The sequence below is a fragment of the Citrobacter sp. RHB35-C21 genome, assembly GCF_013816515.1.
GTDB lineage: Bacteria > Pseudomonadota > Gammaproteobacteria > Enterobacterales > Enterobacteriaceae > Citrobacter > Citrobacter braakii.
The window spans coordinates 4,014,976-4,041,174 of record NZ_CP057147.1; the positions used below are offsets into that span (position 1 = coordinate 4,014,976).

The 26,199-nt window shown below is 53.2% G+C and carries 23 protein-coding genes; 15 read left to right on the plus strand and 8 right to left on the minus strand.

Translation table 11 applies throughout. The features are described 5' to 3' along the window. Window positions 1–461: 461 nt before the first annotated feature. Both dcuC and pepT read right to left on the minus strand, forming a co-directional pair. Entirely contained in the window at window positions 462–1,823 is a 1,362-nt protein-coding gene (dcuC, locus tag HVZ39_RS19560; protein WP_016151934.1) for a C4-dicarboxylate transporter DcuC, read from the minus strand. Further along, window positions 1,820–3,076: a peptidase T gene (gene pepT / locus HVZ39_RS19565; protein WP_016155790.1), complete on the minus strand. Its 1,257-nt coding sequence runs from the start codon at window positions 3,074–3,076 to the stop codon at window positions 1,820–1,822. Before pepT ends, dcuC begins: the two co-directional genes overlap by 4 nt. Window positions 3,077–4,394: 1,318 nt before the next feature. On the opposite strand from pepT, the gene HVZ39_RS19570 reads away from it, so the two are divergent. Next, window positions 4,395–4,652 carry a YjhX family toxin gene (locus HVZ39_RS19570; protein ID WP_016151932.1) on the plus strand — a complete coding sequence of 86 codons (258 nt, stop codon included), beginning with the start codon at window positions 4,395–4,397 and terminating at the stop codon, window positions 4,650–4,652. A 15-nt stretch (window positions 4,653–4,667) separates the two neighbouring features. Continuing rightward, window positions 4,668–5,414: a class I SAM-dependent methyltransferase gene (locus HVZ39_RS19575; RefSeq protein WP_047417017.1), complete on the plus strand. Its 747-nt coding sequence runs from the start codon at window positions 4,668–4,670 to the stop codon at window positions 5,412–5,414. Window positions 5,415–5,463: 49 nt separating this feature from the next. Here the strand turns inward: HVZ39_RS19575 and HVZ39_RS19580 are convergent, their stop codons facing one another. The 3 genes from HVZ39_RS19580 to HVZ39_RS19590 form a co-directional block, all read right to left on the minus strand. Then, window positions 5,464–6,027 (minus strand): DJ-1/PfpI family protein, encoded by a 564-nt coding sequence (locus HVZ39_RS19580; RefSeq protein ID WP_049281633.1) that lies wholly within the window; start codon window positions 6,025–6,027, stop codon window positions 5,464–5,466. 165 nt (window positions 6,028–6,192) lie between these two features. Further along, the gene (locus HVZ39_RS19585; RefSeq protein ID WP_047498299.1) at window positions 6,193–7,581 is read right to left on the minus strand and encodes an APC family permease; all 1,389 of its coding nucleotides are present in this window, start codon (window positions 7,579–7,581) and stop codon (window positions 6,193–6,195) included. Window positions 7,582–7,967: 386 nt separating this feature from the next. After that, entirely contained in the window at window positions 7,968–9,386 is a 1,419-nt protein-coding gene (locus HVZ39_RS19590; protein WP_046276299.1) for a glutamine synthetase family protein, read from the minus strand. Between the two features lie 211 nt (window positions 9,387–9,597). Between HVZ39_RS19590 and puuD the strand changes: the two genes are divergently transcribed. The 13 genes from puuD (at window position 9,598) to cbdX (ending at window position 22,458) form a co-directional block, all read left to right on the plus strand. Beyond that, window positions 9,598–10,362, plus strand: coding sequence for a gamma-glutamyl-gamma-aminobutyrate hydrolase (gene puuD, locus HVZ39_RS19595; RefSeq protein ID WP_016151914.1), 765 nt, complete (start codon window positions 9,598–9,600; stop codon window positions 10,360–10,362). Window positions 10,363–10,387: 25 nt separating this feature from the next. Continuing rightward, window positions 10,388–10,945, plus strand: a complete 558-nt coding sequence (puuR, locus tag HVZ39_RS19600; RefSeq protein WP_016151913.1) for an HTH-type transcriptional regulator PuuR — start codon at window positions 10,388–10,390, stop codon at window positions 10,943–10,945. A gap of 137 nt (window positions 10,946–11,082) precedes the next feature. After that, complete coding sequence (gene puuC, locus HVZ39_RS19605) at window positions 11,083–12,570, plus strand: aldehyde dehydrogenase PuuC (RefSeq protein ID WP_075846746.1); 1,488 nt, start codon at window positions 11,083–11,085, stop codon at window positions 12,568–12,570. Between the two features lie 2 nt (window positions 12,571–12,572). Next, complete coding sequence (locus HVZ39_RS19610) at window positions 12,573–13,853, plus strand: FAD-binding oxidoreductase (protein ID WP_016155784.1); 1,281 nt, start codon at window positions 12,573–12,575, stop codon at window positions 13,851–13,853. A 208-nt stretch (window positions 13,854–14,061) separates the two neighbouring features. Beyond that, window positions 14,062–15,189 carry a hydrogenase 1 small subunit gene (hyaA, locus tag HVZ39_RS19615; RefSeq protein ID WP_046276297.1) on the plus strand — a complete coding sequence of 376 codons (1,128 nt, stop codon included), beginning with the start codon at window positions 14,062–14,064 and terminating at the stop codon, window positions 15,187–15,189. Next, the gene (hyaB, locus tag HVZ39_RS19620; RefSeq protein WP_016155782.1) at window positions 15,186–16,979 is read left to right on the plus strand and encodes a Ni/Fe-hydrogenase large subunit; all 1,794 of its coding nucleotides are present in this window, start codon (window positions 15,186–15,188) and stop codon (window positions 16,977–16,979) included. The genes hyaA and hyaB overlap by 4 nt, the downstream gene beginning before the upstream one ends. Window positions 16,980–16,997: 18 nt before the next feature. Then, the gene (gene hyaC / locus HVZ39_RS19625) at window positions 16,998–17,732 is read left to right on the plus strand and encodes a Ni/Fe-hydrogenase b-type cytochrome subunit (RefSeq protein ID WP_181632863.1); all 735 of its coding nucleotides are present in this window, start codon (window positions 16,998–17,000) and stop codon (window positions 17,730–17,732) included. Continuing rightward, complete coding sequence (gene hyaD / locus HVZ39_RS19630) at window positions 17,729–18,310, plus strand: hydrogenase 1 maturation protease (RefSeq protein ID WP_016151907.1); 582 nt, start codon at window positions 17,729–17,731, stop codon at window positions 18,308–18,310. Before hyaC ends, hyaD begins: the two co-directional genes overlap by 4 nt. 5 nt (window positions 18,311–18,315) lie before the next feature. Continuing rightward, the gene (gene hyaE, locus HVZ39_RS19635; RefSeq protein ID WP_016151906.1) at window positions 18,316–18,723 is read left to right on the plus strand and encodes a hydrogenase-1 operon protein HyaE; all 408 of its coding nucleotides are present in this window, start codon (window positions 18,316–18,318) and stop codon (window positions 18,721–18,723) included. Then, window positions 18,716–19,573, plus strand: coding sequence for a hydrogenase expression/formation protein (locus HVZ39_RS19640; RefSeq protein ID WP_016155779.1), 858 nt, complete (start codon window positions 18,716–18,718; stop codon window positions 19,571–19,573). The genes hyaE and HVZ39_RS19640 overlap by 8 nt, the downstream gene beginning before the upstream one ends. Window positions 19,574–19,662: 89 nt before the next feature. Then, window positions 19,663–21,207 (plus strand): cytochrome bd-II oxidase subunit 1, encoded by a 1,545-nt coding sequence (gene appC / locus HVZ39_RS19645; protein WP_181632864.1) that lies wholly within the window; start codon window positions 19,663–19,665, stop codon window positions 21,205–21,207. An 11-nt stretch (window positions 21,208–21,218) separates the two neighbouring features. Then, window positions 21,219–22,355, plus strand: coding sequence for a cytochrome d ubiquinol oxidase subunit II (appB, locus tag HVZ39_RS19650; protein ID WP_181632865.1), 1,137 nt, complete (start codon window positions 21,219–21,221; stop codon window positions 22,353–22,355). Between the two features lie 13 nt (window positions 22,356–22,368). Continuing rightward, window positions 22,369–22,458 (plus strand): cytochrome bd-II oxidase subunit CbdX, encoded by a 90-nt coding sequence (gene cbdX, locus HVZ39_RS19655; protein ID WP_016151902.1) that lies wholly within the window; start codon window positions 22,369–22,371, stop codon window positions 22,456–22,458. 222 nt (window positions 22,459–22,680) lie between these two features. Here the strand turns inward: cbdX and HVZ39_RS19660 are convergent, their stop codons facing one another. Genes HVZ39_RS19660 through HVZ39_RS19670 form a run of 3 tightly spaced genes read right to left on the minus strand, consistent with a single transcriptional unit; the run spans window position 22,681 to window position 26,139 of the window. After that, window positions 22,681–23,580 (minus strand): sugar phosphate isomerase/epimerase, encoded by a 900-nt coding sequence (locus HVZ39_RS19660; RefSeq protein WP_181632866.1) that lies wholly within the window; start codon window positions 23,578–23,580, stop codon window positions 22,681–22,683. Then, window positions 23,577–24,707 carry a Gfo/Idh/MocA family oxidoreductase gene (locus HVZ39_RS19665; RefSeq protein WP_049281638.1) on the minus strand — a complete coding sequence of 377 codons (1,131 nt, stop codon included), beginning with the start codon at window positions 24,705–24,707 and terminating at the stop codon, window positions 23,577–23,579. The genes HVZ39_RS19660 and HVZ39_RS19665 overlap by 4 nt, the downstream gene beginning before the upstream one ends. A 49-nt stretch (window positions 24,708–24,756) precedes the next feature. After that, window positions 24,757–26,139, minus strand: coding sequence for a sugar porter family MFS transporter (locus HVZ39_RS19670; protein WP_181632867.1), 1,383 nt, complete (start codon window positions 26,137–26,139; stop codon window positions 24,757–24,759). Window positions 26,140–26,199: the final 60 nt, after the last annotated feature.

The following is a 26,199-nucleotide window of genomic DNA, read 5'->3' on the forward strand; positions in this document are numbered from 1 at the left end:
CAACTAAAAACATCAAAATATGATCCAGATTAATTAATCCCTATGTAATAAAATTGCAAACTTAACACATCACTCTTATTAATCATTGATGCCCGGATGGCTCAGCGATAAATAATAAGAATTATACGATAAAGATAAAAACTAATAATACTCACAGGTTATCAATTCCACCTACTGTTAAAAATATGATCATCATAAAAATTCAAAAATTGCTGATTAGAAGAAATATCCTGATAGTTTTGACCAGACACCCCAGACAAACACCCATTCCAACGCTAAACAGCCATTAAAAATCCTAATGGAATCGCATTTTATCCTCCGCTGAGCGACAGTCAGCCTCACAGTAGCAGGCAAGGCTTTTTATACAGGTATCAGTAATATTAACGCTTTTAAATTTCGCCTAATTCAAAAAGCCAACCTCCGGATTCAATGAACCGGAAGTTGGCTTGTCGCTGGTACGGTTAATAGAAAATACCAATGATCAGGGTGTGAGTAACGAACCCCACAATCAGCGGTACGGCGGTACGCTTCACCACATCGAATGGGGTTATTTTCGCTCCGCTGGAAACGGCAATCACGACGCCGGATACCGGTGAAATGGCCCGTCCCATATGCGATGCCTGCTGCATCGGCAGGATCATGGCAACAGCGTTAGCGCCCATACTGGCGGCAATTTGCGGGATGAGCTCAACGAAGGCGAGGAATGGCGCATTCCCCGACCCCATAATGATAGCCGCGGCCAGCGTCACCAGCGCAAATACTACCGCCATGGCAAACGGCGGTAATCCCACGTGTTCGGCCATCAGAATGAGCTGATCGATCGCACCGATGACTTTAATTCCATGAGCAAAAACCCCTGCCGCAACCAACAGTCCAACCACACCGGTAAACGCAGTGCCCATTCCTTTCAGGAAATGGCTGAAACCTTCGCAGACCGACTTTAAATCACGCACTCGCAGCCATTCAATCAGCATACAGATGGTCATTGAAATGAGGACAATGGTGATAATATTCAGGTTGATACCCCTGACGAACATTTCGGATGACCCTACTGCCATCAGTATCGGAAGCATGGGGAGCAGTGCGTAAAAAGCCGGGGATTTTCCTGAATCAGTCACTTCTGCGCTACCGATTTCCCGCGGTAACGTCCCTGCTTTACGGTCGCAATGCCGCTGCCAGAAAAAATGGCACACGCCGACAACCAGAACCGTTGCCAGCGCGGCGGGTCCCTGGTGGTAAACAACATATTCCACTACATCCATATTCACTGCTTTAGAGCCCCTGATAGCATCGATTGCCGTCGGGGTGTAAGCCACGCCAAGCGAAGTAGCAATGACCCCGGCAGCCGAGGCCGCTGAGAGCCCTAACCCCAGCATAATGGGGAACATCGTCCCCATCAGCAACACGGCAAGCCCAGTTGCAGAAGGAATGGCCAACTGCAGGAGGCTGGCGAGCAGGTAGGAGAAAAAGAGGAGCACATAGGGTGAACGCAGCGCCCGTAAGGGTTTCGTTACTACCCGCACGACCGCCTCATTTGCGCCGATATGATCCATGTAATGCGCAAATCCCATTAACGCCATGATCATCAGGCCGAGATCGGCGGCGCGCGTGCTGAAGAGATCGCGCATTACCTCGAAAGGATCGAGAAAGGAAATTCCCGTACTGGCAACCCCCTTCGGTAATACGGACCCCCATCCGGTTAACGCGGTGCAAATCATCAAGACTAAGCCCGCAATGAAGAGCACCGGTTCAGCGCGGTAACCTTTCAGAATCAGACGCGCGACCACCACGATCACCAGAAGTGCGATTAACACCTGAATCATGACTGAGCTCTCCGCTGCGCGAACTCAGTATAAGTTTCCTCAATCACCGCCACCACCACATCACTGGCGGCCCGCAGAGAACGCACCGGCAGATACTCATAAATTGAATGGAAGTTATGAGCACCGGTAAAAATATTCGGGCACGGCAATCCTTTCTGCGACAGTACCGCGCCATCATACCCGCCACGCATGGCGACAGGTGCGGGCGTTATGCCGCATTTCTGATACGCGCGGAATGCAATATCAATCGGGTAGTGAGCATCCCCCTGCAAACTGTTCAACACATTCGCGTAGCGATCGGCTAAATGACAGACCACGCTGTTTTCCCCCCACAGGGCACAGGTGCTGACGGCAAGCTGGCGAATAAACGCCATACGCGCCTTATAACCTTCTTCACTGAAATCGCGGATATCCAGCTTAAGTACCGTGCGGGCACTGTTACCCTGTAGCTGTTTTACCCAGTAATACCCTTCGCGCCCTTCCGTATATTCAGGCGCTTCTCCCCCTGGGAGCATGGCAATAAACTTATGCGCCATCAGCAGCGAATTCTTTAACTTACCTTTGGCCGACATCGGGTGTGCGGACTGGCCGGTAAAGATGATTTCCGCATCGCCCGCATTCCAGTTCTCGTAAACAAACTCACCGATACCGCAGCAATCCAGGGTATAGCCAAAATCAGCACCAAACGCGGCAACATCAAACGCTTTTGCGCCACGCAAGCCCTGTTCCTCATCCGGGACAAAACCCACTTTTACCGGCCCATGTTTTATTTCCGGGTGTGCGACCAGATACTCAAGAGCATTCATAATCGCGGCGATGGCTGCTTTATCATCAGCGCCCAACAGACTGGTCCCGTCGGTCACCAGCAGGTCATCACCGATATAATTTTTCAGTTCCGGAAATTCACTTTCGCGCAGGTAAATATTCAGCTCTTTGTTCAGGCATAAATCCCCACCGTGATAATGCAGGCGCTGTGCTTTGGTGTCTGCGGTCTGTTCCGCACTGGTATCCAGATGACCAAAAAAAGAGACCACCGGGATCGTGTCATCAGTATTTGCAGGTAAGGTTGCCGTCACTATAGCGGTATCCCTGACCTCAATGTTTTCCATTCCTAATGCTTCAAGTTCTGCTGCAAGCAGTTTTGCCAGTTCCATTTGACCAGGAGAAGAAGGCATTATCCCATTAGCGCCGTTTTCCCTTGATGTCGTGGTATTGATTTTCGTGTAGTTAATAAAGCGTTCAACAATATCCATTCCAGGAGATCCTTTAATGTATCATTTATGAGGTACTGCGAGAGGTATTCTGCATGCAGCGTGGAGTAAATAATCTGAGAACCAAATAAAATCAGCGTTCATCCCAGAACGCTGATTTTATGGGCATTACGACAACGATTTATATAAAGGAAGATAAAAAGGCTAGTGATTATACCTGCGATTAAAAAACTCCTTTCTGATTGATTAAATCATATTCCCTGTCTGTTTTTACTGCTATTTCCCATGGTGTTAAGCTAACAGAAGTCATAAACGGCATCCCTATACCTATGAGATAATAGAAATCATTTAGATTCCTGTACTCTGTACTGGCATAAGACATACCATCGCTATATTTTTTTAATGAACGAATACTGTATCAGCAACATGCAACCGTTTGCACCTCTCTACAAATAGCCACTTCGCGCACTAAAATCCGTGAACAAAATCACAATTACCTCAAAAGCAAAAAACTTCTATCGCGCTGAAAAAAAGGCAGTTATAAGGAAAGCTATATAATACCCACATAAACATAGCCAGAACTATACTATTCACTATGAAATAGATTCAGGGTGATACTATTTCAATATTGCCGTAGGGGTCAGTAGAGCTAAATCGGCGTAACCAATAATGTGAACATCAATAACGATAATATTAAAATTTCCATTTATGACGATAAGCCAAATAATATGAAGGCAAAAAAAAACCTCTCCCCCGAGAAGAGATTCAGGGCAGAGGTAATACGGGTGTTAAGGACATACTTATAGTTTTAATGATAACAGAAGCGCTTCTTGCAGGACCGAGTATACACACTTAGCCACGTTAAGAAAATTCTTAAAAACATTAAATTGCAAATTTCATTTAAAACCACAATTATGATAAAGGAGCATTTATCAAAGAACAAAATTAACCAGCAAAAAGAGTAAATCATACTAATCAATGAGGTGATAAAAAAAGAATAGCAATGCTGTATGGCTACCGATAGCGTTTCTGGCGACGCTGAAACATTAAATTAATTTAATGAATAAATGCGATTTACATAACGAGAATTAAAAAGTCATTAAATAAAAGAAATACAATTTTTCGTTACAGATCACACTTCCACTACAAGGAGGTTCCCCTACTGTTTCTTGCAGGTATTATTCATCATGTAAATACCTTTCAACTCAACCCGAGGCTTTGATGCTGGAGAATGTAATCATCTGATAATCAGCTTCCCGACCTTTTCAGGCCGGACTGGTTATCAATGCGCCGAATTCGAATGCGGACACCGCTGTGTGTTTGCACGTTTTGCACATGATGATTAAACAGGTTTTCCAGTATGAATTTATCCCGTCAGGAACAACGTACCTTACACGTTCTCGCCAAAGGTGGCCGTATTGCTCACGTCCGCGATGCCTCTGGCCGCGTCACTTCCGTCGAATGCTATAGCCGTGAAGGGTTGCTGCTCTGCGACTGCACGCTCGAGGTGTTCAAAAAGCTCAGAACCAAGAAACTGATCAAATCCGTCAATGGTCAGCCCTACCGTATTAATACGACCGGCCTGAACAACGTTCGCGCCCAACTTGATAATCGCTAAAGGAGAGAGAGAGAGATGGATATCCCGAAGATTTTTACCATCAGCGAAAGCGCACATCGCATTCATAATCCGTTCACCGCACAGAAATACGCCACGTTAGGCCAGGTTTTACGGATGGCACCGGGAACACGCATTCTGGACCTCGGCAGCGGTTCGGGTGAGATGTTGTGCACCTGGGCACGCGATCACGGTATTTCCGGCGTGGGTATCGATATGAGCCGGCTGTTCAGTGAGCAAGCCACCCTGCGGGCCAAAGAGTTAGGTGTCAATGAGCACGTGCGTTTTATTCATGCCGATGCAACAGGTTATATCGCCGAAGAAAAATTCGATATTGCCGCCTGCGTTGGTGCGACCTGGATTGCCGGCGGCGTCGCTGGAACGATCAGACAACTGGAACAAAGTCTCAAACCAGGTGGGATCATACTCATCGGCGAACCGTACTGGCGTCAAATACCCGCCACGGAGAAGATCGCCCAGGCTTGCGGCGCGACTTCAGTGACCGATTTTCTTTCTCTGCCAGAGCTCGTTTCATCTTTCGACCTGCTCGGTTATGACGTGGTTGAAATGGTACTGGCTGACCAGGAGGGTTGGGACAGATACGAGGCGGCCAAATGGCTGACGATGCGCCGGTGGCTGGAGGCAAATCCGGACGATGAATTTGCCCCGGAAGTCAGAGAGCAACTGAGGAGTTCACCAGCACGCCACGTAGCCTTCACCCGGGAGTACATTGGTTGGGGCGTGTTCGCACTCATACAGAGGTAATATCTACTGTCGGTATAACCAGGCAGGTTATACCGACTTTTTTCATTGCTTACTTCATTAATACTTCAACAAATTTAGCCAACCATTGCGGATGCGCGGGCCATGCAGGCGCGGTAATCAGATTGCCATCCACGTGGGCTTGATCAATGCCGATATCTGCGTAATGCCCGCCGCTCAGACGAACTTCTGGCGCACAGGCCGGATAGGCGCTACAGGTCCGGTTTTCTAACACCCCCGCCGCCGCTAATAGCTGAGGTCCATGACAGACCGCGGCGATAGGCTTACCGGCAGCGTTGAAATCTTGCACCAGCTTAATGACATCCGGATTCAGCCGGAGATATTCCGGAGCACGTCCGCCGGGGATCAGCAGCGCGTCGTAATCGGTGGCCCGCACCTCGGCAAAATTCGCATTCAGCGTAAAACGATGACCCGGTTTTTCACTGTAGGTCTGCGCCCCATCAAAATCATGAATAGCGGTTTGAACGTAGTCCCCCTGACTTTTATCCGGACAGACGGCATCAACACGATGGCCCAGCATCTGCAACGCCTGAAAAGGCACCATCGTTTCATAATCTTCGACATAATCGCCGACCAGCATCAGTATCTTCTTCATTCACATCCCCCGCTCACGGTTATTAATGATGAGAAATAACGGCCATCTTTACTATAGCCCACGCATTTCACGACATTAATAAATACCGCAGGACACGCCGTCACCGGACGTCTGAAGGGGGTTGCCCCTGACGGCGCGCCCTGTTGTTAATACCTGAAGTTTCTATCACTCCCAGGCTTGCTCAGATTTCGCGGAGTCAAACTGCGGCGGCGGCTTGCGGAAACGTCCGGTCAGGTAGGCGAGATACACCAACCCCACGCCAGCCCATACCAGTCCCAGCGTCAGCGATGTCACCTCCAGGTTCACCCACAGTACGGCAACGGTGGCGGCGCCGACCATTGGCAATACCAGGTAGTGCAACTTTTCCTGCCAGGTATGCTTACGCCCTTCACGACGCCAGAAGTGGTTAAACACGGACAAATTAACGAACGTAAAGGCCACCAGCGCGCCAAAGTTAATCAACGCCGTGGCGGTCACCAGGTCAAAAAACAGGGCCGAGAGTGCCACAATCCCGACCATAATGACGTTCAGCGCGGGTGTACGCCATTTCGGATGGACATAGCCGAAGTACTTCTCCGGGAAGACGTTATCGCGGCCCATCACGTACAGCAGACGCGAAACGCTGGCATGGGACGCCAGACCTGACGCCAGCGTATTCACAAAGGTCGTACACAAGAAAATAGACTGGAACAGTTTGCCGCCGACGTACAGCGCAATCTCCGGCAGCGCCGCGTCCGGGTCTTTAAATCGGCTAATATCCGGAAAGAACAGCTGCATAAAGAACGAGGCAGCAATGAAGATCAGTCCGCCGTAAAGCGCGGTAAGGAAAATTGCTTTTGGAATGGTACGCGCGGCATCCGGTGTCTCTTCAGAGAGCGTGGTTACCGCATCAAAACCGAGAAACGAGAAGCAGACGATGGTCGCCCCGGTGATAATCGGGATCAAATGCGCATTCTGGCTGATAAACGGTTGTAGCGACCAGACGGTCCCAACCCCTTCGCCTTTGTGCAGCCCCTGCACCACGAGAACAATGAACACCACGATTATCGCGACCTGCACCAGTACAAACAGCGCATTGAAGTTCGCCACCAGATTAACGCTTTTCAAATTGGCCGCGGTGAGGATCGCTACAAACATCACTACCCAAATCCATGGCGCAACGCCCGGGAACAGCGCGGAAAGGTAAATTTTCGCCAGCAGGACGTTAATCATCGGCAGGAACAGGTAATCAAGCAGTGACGACCAGCCGACCATAAACCCCACATGCGGGTTGATCGCTTTTTGCGCATAGGTGTAGGCCGAACCGGCTTGTGGAAACTGGCGTACCAGCTTTCCGTAACTGATGGCAGTAAACAGCACGCCCGCCAGGGCCAGCAGATAGGAGGCCGGAACATGGCCATTGCTGATTCCCGAAACAATACCAAAGGTGTCAAATACCGTCATCGGTGTGAGATAGGCCAGCCCCATCACCACCACCTGCCACAGCTTGAGGGATTTACGCAACTGTGCTTTGCCCGGCTGGGCCGCGAGATCCACAGAAGAATTAGTCGACATAGCTTTCCTCCCCGCCACGGGCCAAGATCTGCGTTCGAAACGTGGGTACAGCAGACCTGGGTCGTGTCGGGGTGGAAAGCCAAAAGAAAGGCGTCAATGTTGCACGGCACAGATGCGGTCCGTACTTACTGCGGGAGCCATGGATGCTCACGCGGGGCGGGTTTTTAAACATTGGCATCATCACATTTCCTCGTCACAAACTCTGTCGGTTATCTGAAGACCCGTTGTCGCAAGCCGCTCCATTACGCGACATCCGGGAAATGGCAGGTGATCCTGCAATATTGACGGGCTGGCTCCGCTCAGACCGCATGATGCGACTTCTTTTTTTCAATGACTAAACAATGCGACAGGCCCGACAAACATTACGCCGCCGGGCCACATTCCTATCAGGCGTTTTTTAGCATCCACTCAATTTCAGTGTCGGTAATCAGGCGTTCAAACTGGATCAGTTCATCGTGTTTACAGGCGTGATACACATGGCTAAAACGCTCCCCGAGCAACTCACGCAGACTGTCATTTTGCATGAACTCCCACAGCGCATCGCTCTGGCGGATCGGGAACGGTAGCCCTTCCTGCTCCAGGCCGTTGCCTTCCACCTCTTCCTGCAACGGCAGCTCGTTATCCAGACCATGCAGGATCCCCGCCAGAATGGTTGACATCACCAGATACGGGTTGGCGTCAGCCCCCGCCACGCGATATTCAACCCGATGGTTATCACGATCGCCGCAGGGAATGCGCAGCGCCACCGTACGGTTGTTGTGCCCCCAGGAAGCCTGGGTCGGAACATACATCCCCGGCTGGAAGCGGCGATAAGAGTTCACATTCGGCGCCAGCAGCGCCATTGACGCAGGCATCAGATCAATCATCCCGGCAAGCGCACGCTTTAGTAACGCGGAATCATCGCCATTCGCATCGGCTAACACGTTCTCGCCTTTATTATTCATAATGCTGATGTGGATATGCATCCCGCTACCGGCATGCTCCTCATAAGGTTTTGCCATAAACGTGGCATGCATCTTATGTTTCTCCGCCACCAGCCGTACCAGGCGTTTCAGCGCCAGCGCGTCATCGCAGGCGTCGAGTACGTTATCGGTATGGTAGAGGTTGATTTCAAACTGCCCAGGGGAGGCTTCAGCCACCGCGCCGTCAGCCGGGATCAGCTGCAAACGGGCCAGTTCATCGATATCGTTTAGCACATCAGCAAAGTGGTTCAGGTTATCAACCGAGTAAACCTGACTTTGCGTATTCCGATCGTCCGTTCCCGGCGCGCACGGCGGCTGCAGATAACCTTCGGGATCGCGCTTACGATCGAGTAAATAGAACTCCAGCTCTACCGCTACGACGGGGAACAGACCGCGCTGGCGAAGTTTCTGCCAGAGTCGGTTAAGTACGTTCCGCGGCTCAACGTCAAAGGGAGCGCCATCTTCATCCAGCATCGTCAGCATCATCTGCGCAATACATTCCGGATCGGCGGCCGAAGGTGTTAACGTGCCAGGCACCGGGACACAGGTCCGATCCGGTTCGCCAAGCTCCTGGCCTAATCCCGCCTCTTCGACCACATTGCCAAGAATATCCATCGCGAAAACGGATGCCGGGAAATAGCAGCCTTTCTCTAACTTGTGTAATCCCGCAACGGGAATGCGTTTACCCCGAAAACAACCATTCAGGTCGGTTAACAGCACATCCACGAACTGCGTGTTGGGATAGCGCTCCAGATACTGCTTAACTTCACGCGCAAACGCGCTACTTCGTCTCTCTTCAGAATGCTGAACAAAATTCTCAACTTCTACGATATTGGTTTCCATGATTCACCGCCGTTGGCCTGTAAGCTGTTCTGTGATTTGACTGTTAAATATAATGTCCACTCTTCGACTCTGGATGCAAATAAATTGTTTGTCAAATGTTAAATTAAGTTTGCTAGAAGGTTATTCCGCTGCTAGATTGAGAAAATAATGAACGGAATGGCATAACAAGGAACCGTTTGGCAATAATTTATTCCAAAACGTGAGGTCGATCATGGGCAATATATTTGACAAGCCAGTTATTGGTGTAGTGATGTGTAGGAACAGGCTTAAGGGTCACGAGACCCAGACTCTGCAAGAAAAGTACCTGAATGCAGTATTGAACGCCGGTGGATTACCGATAGCGATTCCCCATGCGCTTGCGGAACCCGAATTACTGAACGCACTGTTACCGAAACTGGATGGTATCTTCCTGCCAGGAAGCCCAAGCAATGTGCAGCCGCACCTTTATGGTGAAAATGGCGATGAGTCTGACGCCGATCCCGGGCGTGATCTTCTGAGCATGGCGCTAATTACCGCCGGGCTCGAAAGGCGCATTCCCATTTTCGCCATCTGCCGGGGCTTACAGGAATTAGTTGTCGCCACTGGCGGGACTCTGTATCGTCGCCTGTGCGATCACTCACAGTTCCTGGAACATCGTGAAGATGCGGAACTCCCGGTGGAGCAGCAATATGCGCCATCTCATGAAGTCCAGGTTCAACAGGGAGGATTGCTATCTCAGCTAATACCAGGTTGCAGCACGTTTTGGGTTAACTCCTTGCATGGTCAGGGCGCAAAAACCCTTGGCCCGCAACTGCGCGTGGAAGCACGCTCGCAGGATGGATTAGTGGAAGCAGCCAGCGTTCACGACCATCCTTTCGCGCTTGGTGTGCAGTGGCACCCGGAATGGAACAGTAGCGAATACGCCCTGTCGCGTTTGTTACTTGAAGGTTTTATCACCGCTTGTCAGAACCACCTCGCTGAAAAACAGCGACTCTGACCACTACAGTTAAGGAAATGCAATTATGAGCGATGACGGCCTGGCGCCGGGTAAACGTTTGTCAGAGATCCGCCAGCAATTGGGTCTTTCACAGCGTCGTGCCGCCGAACTGTCTGGGTTAACGCATAGCGCCATCAGCACCATAGAGCAGGATAAAGTCAGTCCTGCCATCAGTACGCTGCAAAAGCTATTGAAAGTTTATGGGCTGTCGCTCTCCGAGTTCTTCGCGGAACCGGAAAAGCCTGACGAACCGCAGGTGGTTATCAATCAGGATGATTTGATTGAGATCGGGAGTCAGGGAGTATCCATGAAGCTGGTACACAACGGAAATCCGAATCGTACGCTGGCCATGATGTTTGAAACCTATCAGCCAGGTACGACAACCGGGGAGAGAATTAAACACCAGGGTGAAGAGATTGGGACAATACTGGAAGGTGAAGTGATACTGACCATCAACGGTCAAACGTATCATCTTGTTGCAGGGCAAAGTTATGCCATTAACACCGGTATACCACACAGCTTCAGCAACACCTCGGCAGGGATCTGCCGCATCATCAGTGCCCACACTCCTACCACTTTCTAATAAGTAGCGGCCTGAGTTTCTCAGGCCTTCTTAAATAACGCGCATTAACAGGGTACATCCCTGGGGCATCGTGCAGCCTGATTTTGCCTGAAAAGATCAGCAACGAACTTTATCTTATTGATATAAAAGGAGTAGCTATGAACTTTCAGAATCTCAAATATTGGCGTGAAAAAGCCAGCCATTATTCGCCGGAGACCCGTTTATTTATTAACGGCGAATATTGCGCAGCCGCCGATAACGAAACCTTTATTACGCAGGATCCGGCAGGACAACGTCCGCTCGCCAAAGTCGCCCGCGGCAAAAAAGCGGATGTAGACCGCGCGGTCACCGCAGCCCGCACCGTGTTTGAACGCGGAGACTGGTCGCAAGCATCACCCGCAGAGCGCAAGGCAGTCCTGCACAAGTTCGCCGATTTAATGGAGCAGCATCACGAGGAGCTGGCGCTACTGGAAACGCTCGACACCGGTAAACCGATTCGCCATAGCCTGCGTGATGATATTCCAGGCGCGGCACGCGCCATCCGTTGGTACGCCGAAGCAATAGATAAAGTCTATGGCGAAGTGGCCACCACCTCGGTGAGCGATCTGGCGCTGATTGTGCGCGAGCCGGTAGGCGTCATTGCGGCCATCGTGCCGTGGAATTTTCCCCTGCTGCTGGCCTGCTGGAAACTTGGCCCGGCACTGGCTGCAGGCAACAGCGTGATCCTCAAGCCTTCAGAAAAATCACCGCTGACCGCCATTCGCCTTGCTGCGTTGGCAAAAAAAGCCGGTTTGCCAGATGGCGTTCTCAGCGTGGTGAGCGGATATGGCCACGAAGCGGGCCAGGCGTTGTCGCAGCATCCGGATGTTGATGTGATCACCTTTACCGGCTCGACCCGCACCGGCAAGCAACTGCTCAAAGACGCTGGCGACAGCAATATGAAACGCGTCTGGCTGGAGGCCGGTGGTAAAAGTGCCAACATCGTTTTTGCCGACTGCCCGGATCTGCCGAAAGCCGCCGCCAATGCTGCAGCAGGCATCTTCTATAACCAGGGTCAGGTCTGTATCGCCGGTACGCGTCTGTTACTGGAAGAGAGTATTGCCGACGAGTTCATTGCCCTGCTGAAAGAGCAGGCGAAAAACTGGCAGCCGGGCAACCCGCTGGATCCGGAAACCACGATGGGCACGCTTATCGACAACGCGCATGCCGACACCGTGCATGGTTTTATTCGCGACGGTGAAGCGCAAGGCACGCTGGCGCTGGATGGTCGCAGCCACGTACACCCAGCGGCTATCGGCCCGACTATTTTTGTCGATACAGCCCCGCAAGCCCACGTCAGCCGCGATGAGATCTTCGGCCCGGTGCTGGTCATCACCCGTTTTAGCAGCGAAGCCGAAGCTCTGGCGCTGGCCAACGACAGTGACTACGGCCTGGGGGCCGCGGTCTGGACCCGCGATCTGTCGCGCGCCCACCGCATGAGCCGTCGCCTGAAGGCCGGTTCGGTCTTCGTTAATAACTACAACGACGGTGATATGACTGTGCCGTTCGGCGGTTATAAGCAAAGCGGCAACGGGCGCGATAAGTCCCTGCATGCACTGGAAAAATTTAGCGAACTGAAAACCATTTGGATCTCCCTGGAGCCTTAATCATGACTGAACATACCAGCAGTTATTACGCCGCAAGCGCCAATCAGTATGAACCGTTTCCCACCCTTAGCGAGTCGGTTAGCTGTGATGTTTGCGTCGTGGGCGGTGGATATACCGGTCTCTCCTCCGCCCTGCACTTAGCGGAGATGGGTTACGACGTAGTGCTACTGGAATCCGCACGTATTGGCTTCGGGGCCAGCGGACGTAACGGCGGTCAGTTGGTGAACTCCTACAGTCGCGATATCGACGTCATCGAGCGCACCTATGGCCCGGACGCCGCCAAAATGCTTGGCAGCATGATGTTTGAAGGCGGTAATATCATCCGCGAACGTATCAAGCGTTATCAGATCGAATGCGACTATCGCCCCGGCGGACTGTTTGTGGCGCTGAACCACAAGCAGATGGAAACGCTGGAGGAGCAGAAGTCGAACTGGGAACGCTACGGCAACACGCAGCTTGAACTGTTAGACAGCAGCGAAATTCGTCGCGAAGTCAGCAGCGATCGTTATGTCGGCGCGCTGCTCGACCACAGCGGTGGTCATATTCATCCGCTGAACCTGGCGATTGGCGAAGCTAACGCCATTCGTCTGAACGGCGGGCGCGTCTTCGAACAGTCGCCGGTCACCCGTATCCAGCACACCAGCCCGGCGGTGGTCAGCACCGAAAAAGGTCAGGTTACGGCCCGCTTTGTGATCGTCGCGGGCAACGCCTACCTCGGCGACAAACTGGAACCAGCGCTGGCAAAAAGCAGCATGCCATGCGGCACACAGGTATTAACCACCGAACCGTTGTCTGCGGAGATGGCACGCTCGCTGATTCCAAAAAACTACTGTGTAGAAGATTGTAACTATTTGCTGGATTACTACCGTCTGACCGGCGATAACCGCCTGTTGTACGGCGGCGGCGTGGTCTACGGCGCCCGCGATCCGGACGATATTGAACGTCTGGTAATGCCGAAACTGCTGAAAACCTTCCCGCAATTGCAGGGGGTAAAAATTGATTACCGCTGGACCGGTAATTTCCTGTTAACGCTATCTCGCATGCCGCAGTTCGGCCGTCTTGATACCAACATTTACTATATGCAGGGCTACAGCGGCCACGGCGTGACCTGTACCCACCTGGCAGGACGTCTGATTTCTGAACTGCTGCGCGGGGATGCCGAGCGCTTTGACGCTTTCGCCAAACTGCCGCACTACCCGTTCCCAGGGGGTCGCAGCCTGCGCATTCCGTTTACCGCCATGGGGGCGGCATATTACAGCTTACGCGATCGCCTTGGGGTTTAAGTTCTTCCGCAATAAACCCGACGCACAGGGCGGTCTCCCCTGTGCGTTTTTTTATTCCCGGACAGTGAAAAACAGGTAACGGGCACGAAAATATCGCAATAGGACATAACCCTACACTTTGCATTGTTTCTCCCCGCTGATCGGATAGGCTTTTTTAGATTATCGCTGGCGATGTGGCCAGAACTCAACGGGGGAAGAAACGCGTGTTATGAATACGAATAACGAGGAGACCTTTTATCAGGCGATGCGCCGCAAAGGGGTGAGTCGACGCAGTTTTCTCAAATATTGCAGCCTCGCAGCAACATCGCTTGGGCTGGGAGCCGCAATGACGCCCAGAATAGCCTGGGCGCTGGAAAACAAACCCCGGATCCCGGTCGTCTGGATCCACGGGCTGGAATGCACCTGTTGCACTGAATCATTTATCCGCTCCTCTCACCCACTCGCCAAAGACGTCATCCTCTCCCTGATTTCTCTTGATTACGACGACACCCTGATGGCCGCCGCCGGAACGCAGGCCGAAGAGGTATTTGAAGACATTCTGAGCCGCTACCACGGCCGATACATTCTGGCCGTCGAGGGCAATCCTCCGCTGGGTGAACAAGGAATGTTCTGCATCAGCGGCGGGCGACCGTTTATTGAAAAGCTAAAAAGAGCCGCGGCAGGCGCCAGCGCGATTATCGCCTGGGGAACCTGTGCCTCCTGGGGCTGCGTGCAGGCCGCACGGCCTAATCCAACCCAGGCAACGCCGATCGATAAGGTGATCACCGATAAACCAATCGTGAAAGTGCCCGGCTGCCCGCCGATTCCGGATGTCATGAGCGCCATCATTACCTATATGGTGACGTTTGATCGTCTGCCTGAACTCGATCGTTTGGGGCGTCCGCTGATGTTCTATGGTCAGCGTATTCACGACAAATGCTACCGCCGCGCCCACTTTGACGCCGGGGAGTTCGTTGAGAGTTGGGACGATGACGCTGCCCGAAAAGGCTATTGCCTGTACAAAATGGGCTGCAAAGGGCCTACCACTTATAACGCCTGCTCCACCACCCGCTGGAATGGCGGCGTTTCTTTCCCCATCCAGTCCGGTCATGGGTGTCTGGGATGTTCAGAGAACGGCTTCTGGGATCGCGGTTCGTTCTACAGCCGCGTGGTCGATATCCCGCAGATGGGGACGCATTCAACCGCCGATACCGTGGGCCTCACCGCGCTTGGCGTGGTGGCCGCCAGCGTCGGTGTCCACGCAGTCGCCAGCGCCGTCAATCAACATAACCGCCACAAACAGCAATTAGCCGACGCCGGACAACAGTCGCCAGACAATGAGGATAAACAGGCATGAGCAATTCGTATCAAACCCAGGGATATACGGTCAATAATGCCGGCCGGCGCCTGGTTGTCGACCCCATTACGCGCATTGAAGGCCATATGCGTTGTGAGGTGAACATTGATGAGCAGAACATCATCACCAACGCGGTTTCCTGCGGCACCATGTTCCGTGGACTGGAAATTATTCTGCAAGGGCGCGACCCGCGCGATGCCTGGGCGTTTGTCGAACGAATTTGCGGAGTGTGCACTGGCGTACATGCGCTCGCATCGGTCTATGCCATTGAAGATGCCATTGGCATCAAGGTGCCCGACAACGCCAACATCATTCGCAATATTATGCTGGCGACGCTGTGGTGCCACGACCACCTGGTCCACTTTTACCAGCTAGCCGGAATGGACTGGATTGACGTTCTGAATGCCCTGAAAGCCGACCCGCGCGCAACATCACAGTTGGCACAAAGCCTTTCAGCCTGGCCGATGTCCTCCCCGGGCTACTTCTTTGACGTACAAAACCGCCTGAAGAAATTTGTCGATGGCGGTCAGTTGGGGATTTTCCGCAACGGTTATTGGGGGCATCCGCAGTACAAACTGTCGCCAGAGGCTAACCTGATGGGCTTTGCCCATTATCTGGAAGCGCTCGATTTTCAGCGCGAGATTATCAAAATCCATACGGTGTTTGGCGGCAAGAATCCGCATCCTAACTGGATTGTCGGCGGCATGCCATGCGCTATCAATATCGATCAGAGCGGCGCGGTTGGTGCGGTCGATATGGAACGCCTTAACCTGGTACAGTCGATCATCACCCGCACCGCCGACTTCATCAACAACGTCATGGTTCCTGACGCGCTGGCTATCGGCCAGTTCAACAAACCCTGGAGCCAGATTGGCACCGGGCTGTCTGATAAGTGCGTCTTAAGCTACGGCGCGTTCCCAGATATTGCCAACGACTTCAGCGCGAAGAGCCTGTTGATGCCTGGCGGCGCGGTCATTAACGGTGATTTTAACAACGTCATGCCGGTGGATCTGGCCGATCAGCAGCAAATTCAGGAGTTTGTCGATCATGCCTGGTACCGTTATCCGGACGATCAATTAGGTCGTCACCCGTTCGAGGGGATTACTGAACCCTGGTACAACCCCGGCGATGTCAAAGGCAGCGATACCGATATCCAGCAGCTCAACGAACAGGAACGCTACTCGTGGATTAAAGCCCCGCGCTGGCGCGGACACGCCATGGAAGTTGGACCGTTGGCGCGTACGCTGATTGCCTATCACAAAGGGGATGCCGCCACGATTGAATCCGTCGATCGCATGATGTCCGCACTCAAACTGCCGCTGTCGGGTATGCAGTCGACGCTGGGGCGTATTTTGTGCCGCGCGCACGAGGCGCAGTGGGCCGTGAGCAAGCTGCAATATTTCTTCGACAAGCTGATGACCAACCTGAAAAACGGCAATCTGGCTACGGCGAATACCGAAAAATGGGAGCCTGCAAGCTGGCCGCAGCAGTGCCGTGGGATCGGTTTTACCGAGGCGCCGCGCGGAGCACTCGGTCACTGGGCGTCGATTCGCGACCAGAAGATCGACGTGTATCAGTGCGTGGTGCCGACCACCTGGAATGCCAGCCCGCGCGATCCGAAGGGGCAAATTGGCGCCTACGAGGCGGCGTTGATGGGCACCCAAATGGCGATACCGGATCAACCACTGGAGATCCTGCGCACCTTGCACAGCTTCGACCCCTGCCTGGCATGTTCAACCCACGTCCTCGGCGACGACGGCAGCGAACTTATCGCAGTCCAGGTTCGCTAAGCGTTAAGGAACGGAACGATGACTGGAAAGATATCCCCACGCGTCGGGGAGGCGCGTGATACCGCCGTCAGCCACTATGTGTTTGAAGCGCCCGTACGCTTGTGGCACTGGCTGACAGTGGGCTGCATGTTGGTTTTGATGGTAACCGGATACTTCATTGGCCGACCACTGCCGTCGGTCAACGGCGAAGCCACTTACCTGTTCTACATGGGCGACATCCGGTTAGTGCATTTCGCCGCAGCCATGGTGTTTACGGTGATACTGCTGGGTCGCATTTACTGGGCCTTCATCGGCAATCGCTATTCACGCGAGCTGTTTATCGTGCCGGTCTGGCGTCGCAGTTGGTGGCAGGGTGCCTTTTCAGTGGTGCGCTGGTATCTGTTTCTGGAAAAAAAACCGGGAGAAGATATCGGCCATAACCCCGTCGCGCAGGCGGCGATGTTCGGTTATTTCCTGCTCTCAGTTTTTATGATCCTCACCGGTTTTGCCTTATACAGCGAGCATAGCCAGTACGCCATTTTTACCCCCTTCCGCTATGTGACGGAGTTTTTCTACTGGACCGGCGGTAACTCTCTCGATATCCACAGCTGGCATCGGTTGGGGATGTGGTTCATCGCGGCCTTCATCATCGGTCATGTGTATATGGCTATCCGCGAGGACATCATGTCTGACGATACCGTCATCTCAACCATGATCAACGGCTACCGTAGCCACAAATTTGCCAAACGCCAGCACGATAAGGAGGCGTCATGAGCGAACCTAACGTCATCGTGATGGGCTTAGGCAACCTGCTGTGGGCAGATGAAGGATTTGGCATTCGCGTTGCCGAACGCCTGTACGCCCACTATCACTGGCCAGAATGGGTAGAGATTGTCGACGGCGGCACGCAAGGGCTGAATCTGCTGGGCTACGTTGAGCAGGCCAGCCATTTGTTGCTGCTGGACGCCATCGACTACGGACTCGCGCCAGGCACTTTGCAATCCTACGCCGGTGAACAAGTCCCCAGTTACCTCAGCGCCAAAAAAATGAGTCTGCATCAGAACAGCTTCTCCGAAGTGCTTGCTCTGGCGGAGATTCGCGGTCATCTACCCGCCCACATCGCCCTCGTAGGACTACAGCCGGTGCAGCTGGACGACTATGGCGGCAGCCTGACCGACATCGCGCGCGCTCAGCTCCCGGCGGCAGAACAAGCCGCGCTAACGCAACTGGCCGCGTGGGGCATCGCGCCACAGACAATCGATGAAACGCGTTGCCTGAACTATGAATGCCTGTCGCTGGAAAACTATGAAGGCGTGCGTATTCGCCAGTATCGTGTAACGCTGGAGAGATAAGCAACATGTTGAATGACAAACCATTTTCTGCGCTATGGCAACGCATGCTGGCGCGCGGCTGGCAACCGCTGACCGCATCTGAACTGGATGACTGGGTAACGCGTGTGCGTGATGGCGTGGTGCTGCTCAGTAGCGATCCCCGCCGCACGCCAGAAGTCAGCGATAACCCAGTAATGATTGCCGAGTTGCTCCGCGAGTTTCCCCAGTTTGACTGGCAAATCGCTATGGCGGATCTCGAGCACAGCGAGGCTATCGGCGATCGTTTTGGCGTATTTCGCTTCCCGGCCACGCTGGTATTTATCCACGGCGAGCTGCGCGGCATTCTCAGCGGCATCCACCCGTGGGCCGACCTGCTCAACCTGATGCGCCCCCTCGTTGAAGAACGTATCCCCCGGAGCCTGCAAGATGAGTGATACCTTTTTTCATCTGCTGGGGCCGGGAACCCAGCCGGGCGATGACAGCTTCAGCATGAATCCCTTGCCCCTCACCTGCCAGGTCAACAGCAGCCCCAGCATGGCGAGGCTGGAAAACTGTCCGCACAGCCCGGCGGTGATGGCATTGTTAGCCGACGTGCGCCACCAGCTTAGCCAGAAAATCCCCGTAAAACAGGACGTGCTGGGATGGGATTTATCCACGCTCAACGCAGACGACCTCACGTTTTTGAATACGCTGCTCGGCGAAGGCGAAGTTTCCGTGCGTATCCAGCAGGCTGACGGCAGGGCGAGTGAGATTCAGGAGTCTATTTTCTGCGGAATCTGGCGGGTGCGTTGCCAGAATGACTTGGGTCAATGGGAGGAGCATCTGGAGGCAGGCAGCGCGCCACGGGCGCTGTGGCAGGCAGCAACAATCACGACGCTGCCAGACGATAGCCTGTTGCCTCCGCCCGTCGATGGGTTGATGAATGGCCTGACGCTGGCTCAGGAACTGCTGGCGCACGTGCGCGATCCGGCCACGCAACCTCATAGCATTAACCTCACCCAACTCCCGGTTAGCGATGCGGATCGCCAGTTCCTCTCCCGCCTGTGTGGCGAAGGGCGCATTCAGATCCGCACCATCGGCTACGGCGAGAGCCAAATCGACGCCACGGCGCTGCGCCATGTCTGGCATGTGCGCTGTCTGGATACCCTGAAAGGGCTTCTGCTCGAGAGTTATGAGATCTGTCCATTACCGGAACTGGTACTGGCTGCTCCGGAGGATCTGCTCGACTCGCTCCAGCGCCTGGATGAAGTCTGTAGCTGGCTGGCATCCGGCCCGCCGGCCTGATCCCCTTCTCCCGACCCGCATACTTTTCTGCTGCGGGTCTGGCGTTTTCTTCCTTATCTGTTCACTCTCTAATGCCTGATGGAGTTCGCATGTGGGACGTCATTGACTTATCGCGCTGGCAGTTTGCGCTGACCGCGCTGTACCATTTTCTGTTTGTTCCCCTGACGCTGGGGCTGATTTTTTTGCTGGCCATCATGGAAACCCTGTTCGTGGTGACGGGCAAAACAGTCTACCGCGACATGACGCGTTTCTGGGGAAAGTTATTCGGTATTAACTTTGCGCTCGGTGTGGCGACTGGCCTGACCATGGAGTTTCAGTTCGGGACTAACTGGTCGCTCTATTCCAACTATGTGGGCGATATTTTCGGTGCTCCGCTGGCGATGGAAGCCTTGATGGCTTTCTTTCTTGAATCCACATTCGTGGGGCTGTTCTTCTTCGGCTGGCAGCGCTTAAACAAGTACCAGCATTTACTGGTGACCTGGCTGGTAGCGTTTGGCTCCAATATCTCGGCCCTGTGGATCCTCAACGCCAACGGCTGGATGCAATATCCAACGGGCGCTCACTTTAATATTGATACCCTGCGCATGGAGATGAGCAGCTTTAGCGCGCTGGTTTTTAACCCCATCAGCCAGGTGAAATTTGTGCATACCGTGATGTCCGGTTATGTCACAGGCGCCATGTTTGTGATGTCCATCAGCACCTGGTATCTGCTGCGTGGTCGCGCTCGCGAGTTCGCCCTGCGCTCCTTCGCGGTAGGTTCCGTCTTTGGCACACTGGCTATCCTCGGCACTCTGCAACTGGGAGATAGCTCAGCCTATGAGGTCGCCCAACGCCAGCCGGTAAAACTGGCGGCAATGGAAGGGGAATGGCAAACCGAACCGGCTCCTGCGCCCTTTCATGTGATAGCCTGGCCGCAACAGGAGCAAGAGCGTAACGCCTTTTCCGTGAAGATACCGGCCCTGCTGGGTATCCTGGCGACTCACTCTTTAGATACGCCAGTTCCGGGGCTGAAGAACCTGATGGCAGACGCGCTACCCCGCCTGCAGCGGGGCCGGGAAGCATGGTTGCTGATGCAGGAAATCGCCAAAGGTAACCGCACGCCTCAGCTACTGCACGCTTTTCACGCCGTGGAAAAAGATCTGGGTTACGGCATCCTGTTAGCAAACTACGCCCCTGACATGAACCATGTCACGCCAGCGCAATATCAGGCCGCACAACGCGGCGCTATTCCGCAAGTTGCCCCCGTGTTCTGGAGCTTTCGCATCATGATTGGGTGCGGTTCCCTTCTGCTGCTGGTGATGGCGATTGCGCTGATACAGACCTTACGCTGGCGTATCGACCAGCATCGCTGGGTACTGCACATAACGCTGTGGAGCCTGCCGCTACCGTGGATTGCCATTGAAGCAGGCTGGTTTATGACGGAGTTTGGCCGCCAGCCGTGGGCGATTCAGGATATTTTGCCGACCTGGTACGCCCACTCTGCGCTGAGCGCGGGCCAACTGGCCTTCTCCATGGGGCTAATCCTCACGCTTTACACCCTGTTTTTAATTGCCGAAGTCTACCTGATGCAAAAATACGCGCGTCTTGGTCCAGATGCGATGCAACGTCAACAACCGGCACAACAACAGGAATAAAGGAGAGCATCATGTTGGATTATGAAACGTTGCGGCTCATTTGGTGGCTGCTGATTGGCATTATTCTGGTGGCCTTTATGGTCACTGACGGGTTTGATATGGGGGTCGGCTGCCTGTTACCGCTGATCGCGCGCAACGATGATGAACGTCGGGTGTTAATCAATAGCGTAGGGGCGCACTGGGAAGGTAACCAGGTGTGGCTCATTCTGGCGGGCGGCGCATTATTCGCAGCCTGGCCGCGCGTCTATGCAGCCGCATTTTCGGGGTTTTATGTGGCGATGATTCTGGTGCTGTGCGCCCTTTTCTTTCGTCCATTGGCCTTTGATTATCGCGGTAAAATAGCGAATGCACGCTGGCGCGCCATGTGGGACACCGGGTTGGTTATCGGCAGCCTGGTGCCACCGGTTATCTTCGGCGTCGCCTTCGGCAATCTGTTCCTGGGGGTGCCTTTTGTGTTCACACCACAATTACATGTGCAATATCTGGGCACTTTCTGGGATTTGCTCTCTCCTTTTGCCCTACTGTGCGGCGCATTAAGCCTGATGTTGGTCATTATGCAGGGGGGCGTTTGGCTCCAGTTGAAAACCGACGGCCTTCTTCACCTGCGCGCGCTGTCTGCCACCCGCCGCAGCGCGATGTTAGTGGTGCTCTGCTTCCTGTTAGCCGGGTATTGGCTGTGGACGGGGATTAATGGCTATGTGCTGCTTAGCCAGGATCCTAATGGTCCGTCCAACCCGCTATTAAAGGCAGTAACGACCGCACCGGGCGCGTGGATGGCGCACTTTGAAAATTCACCACTACTGTTGGTTATTCCGCTGTTGGGCATGATTTTTCCAATGCTCGCGATCTATGCCTGCGGGCAACGTCGGGCCGTGTGGGGATTTCTGTTTGCTTCATTGACCCAGACCTGCGTGATCTTCACCGCTGGAATCACCCTATTTCCATTTGTGATGCCATCCAGCGCATATCCACTCTCTAGCCTGACGGTGTGGGACAGTACCTCCAGCCAGATGACGCTCAGTATCATGCTGGTTATCGTGCTGATTTTCCTACCGATAGTTCTGCTTTATACCTTGTGGAGTTATTACAAGATGCTAGGACGAATCAACGTAGAAACCATCCGCCGCCACAACCACGAACTTTATTAGGGAGGACTGTACGATGTGGTATCTGTTTTGGTTTGTCGGCATTCTGCTGATGTGCACGCTCTCCACGCTGGCGCTGGTCTGGCTTGAGTCACGGCAGAAATAGCCCTGCGCGTGCGTTACGCTTCCTGGCTCCCTTGTTTATTCGGGGAGTCTTTATTCGTTCGCACAAAAGCAGCATGGCTGTACCCAAACCCTGGTTAGCACCAAGCTTTTCTATAAACGGCAGTGTGGTGCTGCAATGGACTTATGATTTAAGTGGTGAGTTTTGCGTCAGTTAACGCAGGCATCCCCCCTGTTCCGCGGAATGCCTGATTCACATTAGGAATTACGCCCCGGTCACCATCAACATATCATCTACAAAGTTTTTGGCGCGCGGAATATCCGATTCGTCGACGTGTTCAATGATCAGCGGAATATTTGGGTGGTTTTTCGCGAGCAGTTCCACATACAGCAAATAGTTAAGCGACCCTAGCCCTGCTGCGGGCAGCTCCACCAAACCGGCTCCACGGAAGCTGTTATGCTCCGCTGCGCCGTCCCCGAATTTCTCAATCACCACGTCGGTTTTCTTACAATCTTTGGCATGGGCAATTTTAATTTTGCTATCCAGTACATTGAAGATGCTGTGCAGTGTTTCATCAATGGCGTCGATATTTTTATCATCAAAATAGTTGGTCGGATCCAGCGCCAGCCCCAGGCCGGGGTGATCGATATCGCGCATCAGTCGCGCCACCTGGCTGACCGAGCCGATAATGTTGTTCACGTAGTTTTCCACCAGGAATACCGCGCCGTGATCGTAGGCAAAAGCAGCCAAATCGCGGGCGATGGCTTTAAATTCCTGATACGCCTCCTCAGTGCTGTTTCGCGGATCATACAACCAGTCGCTATCGACGTTATAAGTGCCGGTTTCGCTGATCACATACGGCGTACCGAAGTCCCGCGCATGAGCGAGGATCTCTTTCACCGCTGCGATATTCTCGGCACGCTTCACCGGTTCCGGATGCACAAGGTTCGTATACGCCGAAATAGCGACGATAGGCAGATTGGCTTTGCGAAACGCGTCGCGCACCTGGTGCGCTTTCGCTTTGGTGATATGCCCCCGGCTCAGATCGATATCGGTAAACTCGAGGTCAAGCTGCACGCAACCCATCCCCGCCTGCTTAATCTTCGTGATGGTCTCTTCCAAGGAGTAGGGGTAGTAACCAGTAAAGATGCCTACATTAATCATTTTGTATTCTCCTGAAGGATTTCATTGAGATAAACGGTTCGCTCTTCCTGAATAGAGGCATAACAGGCTTCAATACAGGCCAGCGTGCCGAGGTTGTCCTCAGCGCTGATTTCCGGCTGTGCGCCATGTTCCAGAGCGCACAGCAGGCTCGCCATGGTGCCGATAAACGCATCCGGGAACCACTGGCGTTTCCATTGCGGGGCGATCCAGCGCTCGGGATACTCGCGTGACGCCAGTTTTAAGGTGCTGCCACAATACTCCGGCGGACGGCGATGCCAGCCGAAATCGCCTTCCGCCAACCCGTCGGTGCCCTCCACCCGCCAGTTGATATAATTATTTTTAGCGCAGAGTCCACCCGGCCAGGCCCAGACGTCGTCCAGACTGGTGGCGATCAGGCCATTGGCATACTGGAAGGTGTACTGGGTGATGCCATCGGTGTGTTCAAAAGCGGTACGCGGATCGGTGCGGCAAACAGCGGTGACTTTAACCGGATCGCCAAACAGGAAGCGGAAGGCATCGATATGGTGGATCGCCATGGCATACAGTTCGAGCTTTTTATACTGCTGAAGAAACTGCTGCCAGTCGGGAATAGCGCGCATATCAATGCTGGCAAGCACCGGCGTGCCGATCAGTTGGTTATCGAGAATGTACTTCAGCGCCCGGATCGACGGGTCGTAACGCATATTGGAGTTCACCGCGATGGGGATACCGCTCTCTTTGCTGAGACGGACGATTTCACGGCCAGCTTCCAGCGACATCGCCAGCGGTTTCTGACACAGAATGGCCTTCACGTTTTTCGCCGGAGAATGTTTGCCGCAGATAAAACGCACTATCGCTAACTGGATATGCGGCGGCACGGCGATATCAATAATCTCGATCTTCGGATCGCACACCATCTCCTGCCAGCTAGCGTAGGTTTTAGGGATGTTAAATGCCCGGGCCAGTCGCTGGCTGTGGGCATTTTCCAGCGAGGTTATCCCATATGGCGTAAACCCCGCTTTCTGGTAAGCCACCAGATGGCAATGCTCAACGATAAAACCCGCGCCGATAATACCGATTTTGTAGTCTTTTCGCTGTGGTAACGCCGGACGTGTCACCTGCTCTAATAAGCGCTCTAACGAATCCATAATGACCCCGTTTATGTTTGGCGGCGAGAGCTCGTCTCGCCGGAAATATTCAGCGCAGCGTATTTCCCTTCACCGACGCGTTGTCCGCAAGCGGAGAAGCATGGCGCTGTTTTTGCAGCCAGAACTGCTCGATCTCTTCCAGCGATTTTCCTTTGGTTTCCGGCAACATAAATTTGGCAATCGCCAGTTGAATCAGGCACATCACGGCAAAGAAATAGAAGGTGTTATTGCCGCCGAATGTTGCCAGCGTAAAAGGAAACAGCCAGACCACCAGGAAATTGAATATCCACTGGGTAAAGGAAACCAGCGCCACGGCTTTGCTGCGTATCGCATTGGGAAACATTTCCGAGACCAAGGTCCAGAATACCGGTCCGATGCAGGCGGAAAAGCAGGCGATATAGGAAAATAAAAAGAGCAGCGTCACCAGCACCGGCAAGAAGTGATGGAACGAGAAGCCCAGGAAAAACAGCGACACGCCCATAATCAACGAGCCATAGAAATAGAGTGGCCGCCGCCCTACCCGGTCAATTAACACCACACCGATTACGGTTGCGATCAAATTGATGACGCCCATAAAGATATTGAAATAGAGCGCTGAACTAATAGAAAATCCGGCGGCCATCATAATCTTCGGTGCATAATCTAGCGCGGCGTTACAGCCAATTAACTGCACCAGCACCGCCAAAATCAACCCTAATACAATGCTGTTGCGTGAATCTCTGTCAAACAGCGCACCGGCATTGGCTGCGTGATGAGCAGCGAGATTTTTCTCTACGTCATTGGTAATGCTTTGTGCTTCGCCTGGCGAATAAAACCGTTGCAGTATCGCCAGCGCTTTTTGTTTTTGTCCACCGATGGTCAGCCAGCGCGGGCTTTCCGGAATAAACAGTAGTCCAATAAAAAACACCGCTGCGGGAACCACACCGGAGATAAACATCAGCCGCCAGTTATTTTCCAAATCCTTTAGAAAATAATTGGTCATATAAGAGAGCAAAATACCCAACATGATGCACAACTGGTAAACCGCGGTCATCCGCCCGCGCATTGACGCCGGGGCCATCTCCGCCACGTACATCGGCGAAAGCACTGAAATTGCGCCAACACTAATCCCGCCTAATAGACGATTAAGGATGAATGTGGTCTCATTGGTGGCGATGCCAGTTCCCGCACAGGAAATACCAAATATAATCGCGGCAACAATCAGAACGCGTTTGCGGCCAAATTTATTGGTAACGTATCCCGACCCGAATGAACCGATAATACAACCTACAAGTAATGAACTTACGCCCCATCCAAGCTGGAGTTCATTCCAGCTGAAATAACTTTGGATAAAAGGAATAGCGCCAGCAATTATCGCGATATCAAAACCAAACATGATCCCGCCGAAAATGGCAACGCAGCAACTAAAGTACAAATAGAATGGATATTTCATCGTCACAATCCTTACCGGGATACGGGATCTATGAAAGGAAAAGCTGCCCCTATCGCCCTG

Excerpts from the sequence above, each read along its gene's own strand:
- HVZ39_RS19660 (WP_181632866.1), bottom strand. The coding sequence starts at position 23,580 with ATGATTAATGTAGGCATCTTTACTGGTTACTACCCCTACTCCTTGGAA.
- HVZ39_RS19570 (WP_016151932.1), top strand. The coding sequence starts at position 4,395 with ATGAATTTATCCCGTCAGGAACAACGTACCTTACACGTTCTCGCCAAA.
- HVZ39_RS19580 (WP_049281633.1), bottom strand. The coding sequence starts at position 6,027 with ATGAAGAAGATACTGATGCTGGTCGGCGATTATGTCGAAGATTATGAA.
- hyaA (WP_046276297.1), top strand. The coding sequence starts at position 14,062 with ATGAATACGAATAACGAGGAGACCTTTTATCAGGCGATGCGCCGCAAA.
- HVZ39_RS19670 (WP_181632867.1), bottom strand. The coding sequence starts at position 26,139 with ATGAAATATCCATTCTATTTGTACTTTAGTTGCTGCGTTGCCATTTTC.
- HVZ39_RS19610 (WP_016155784.1), top strand. The coding sequence starts at position 12,573 with ATGACTGAACATACCAGCAGTTATTACGCCGCAAGCGCCAATCAGTAT.
- HVZ39_RS19665 (WP_049281638.1), bottom strand. The coding sequence starts at position 24,707 with ATGGATTCGTTAGAGCGCTTATTAGAGCAGGTGACACGTCCGGCGTTA.
- HVZ39_RS19575 (WP_047417017.1), top strand. The coding sequence starts at position 4,668 with ATGGATATCCCGAAGATTTTTACCATCAGCGAAAGCGCACATCGCATT.
- hyaB (WP_016155782.1), top strand. The coding sequence starts at position 15,186 with ATGAGCAATTCGTATCAAACCCAGGGATATACGGTCAATAATGCCGGC.
- dcuC (WP_016151934.1), bottom strand. The coding sequence starts at position 1,823 with ATGATTCAGGTGTTAATCGCACTTCTGGTGATCGTGGTGGTCGCGCGT.
- hyaE (WP_016151906.1), top strand. The coding sequence starts at position 18,316 with ATGTTGAATGACAAACCATTTTCTGCGCTATGGCAACGCATGCTGGCG.
- HVZ39_RS19590 (WP_046276299.1), bottom strand. The coding sequence starts at position 9,386 with ATGGAAACCAATATCGTAGAAGTTGAGAATTTTGTTCAGCATTCTGAA.
- hyaD (WP_016151907.1), top strand. The coding sequence starts at position 17,729 with ATGAGCGAACCTAACGTCATCGTGATGGGCTTAGGCAACCTGCTGTGG.
- puuD (WP_016151914.1), top strand. The coding sequence starts at position 9,598 with ATGGGCAATATATTTGACAAGCCAGTTATTGGTGTAGTGATGTGTAGG.
- cbdX (WP_016151902.1), top strand. The coding sequence starts at position 22,369 with ATGTGGTATCTGTTTTGGTTTGTCGGCATTCTGCTGATGTGCACGCTC.
- puuC (WP_075846746.1), top strand. The coding sequence starts at position 11,083 with ATGAACTTTCAGAATCTCAAATATTGGCGTGAAAAAGCCAGCCATTAT.
- appB (WP_181632865.1), top strand. The coding sequence starts at position 21,219 with ATGTTGGATTATGAAACGTTGCGGCTCATTTGGTGGCTGCTGATTGGC.
- HVZ39_RS19585 (WP_047498299.1), bottom strand. The coding sequence starts at position 7,581 with ATGTCGACTAATTCTTCTGTGGATCTCGCGGCCCAGCCGGGCAAAGCA.
- HVZ39_RS19640 (WP_016155779.1), top strand. The coding sequence starts at position 18,716 with ATGAGTGATACCTTTTTTCATCTGCTGGGGCCGGGAACCCAGCCGGGC.
- pepT (WP_016155790.1), bottom strand. The coding sequence starts at position 3,076 with ATGGATATTGTTGAACGCTTTATTAACTACACGAAAATCAATACCACG.
- puuR (WP_016151913.1), top strand. The coding sequence starts at position 10,388 with ATGAGCGATGACGGCCTGGCGCCGGGTAAACGTTTGTCAGAGATCCGC.
- hyaC (WP_181632863.1), top strand. The coding sequence starts at position 16,998 with ATGACTGGAAAGATATCCCCACGCGTCGGGGAGGCGCGTGATACCGCC.
- appC (WP_181632864.1), top strand. The coding sequence starts at position 19,663 with ATGTGGGACGTCATTGACTTATCGCGCTGGCAGTTTGCGCTGACCGCG.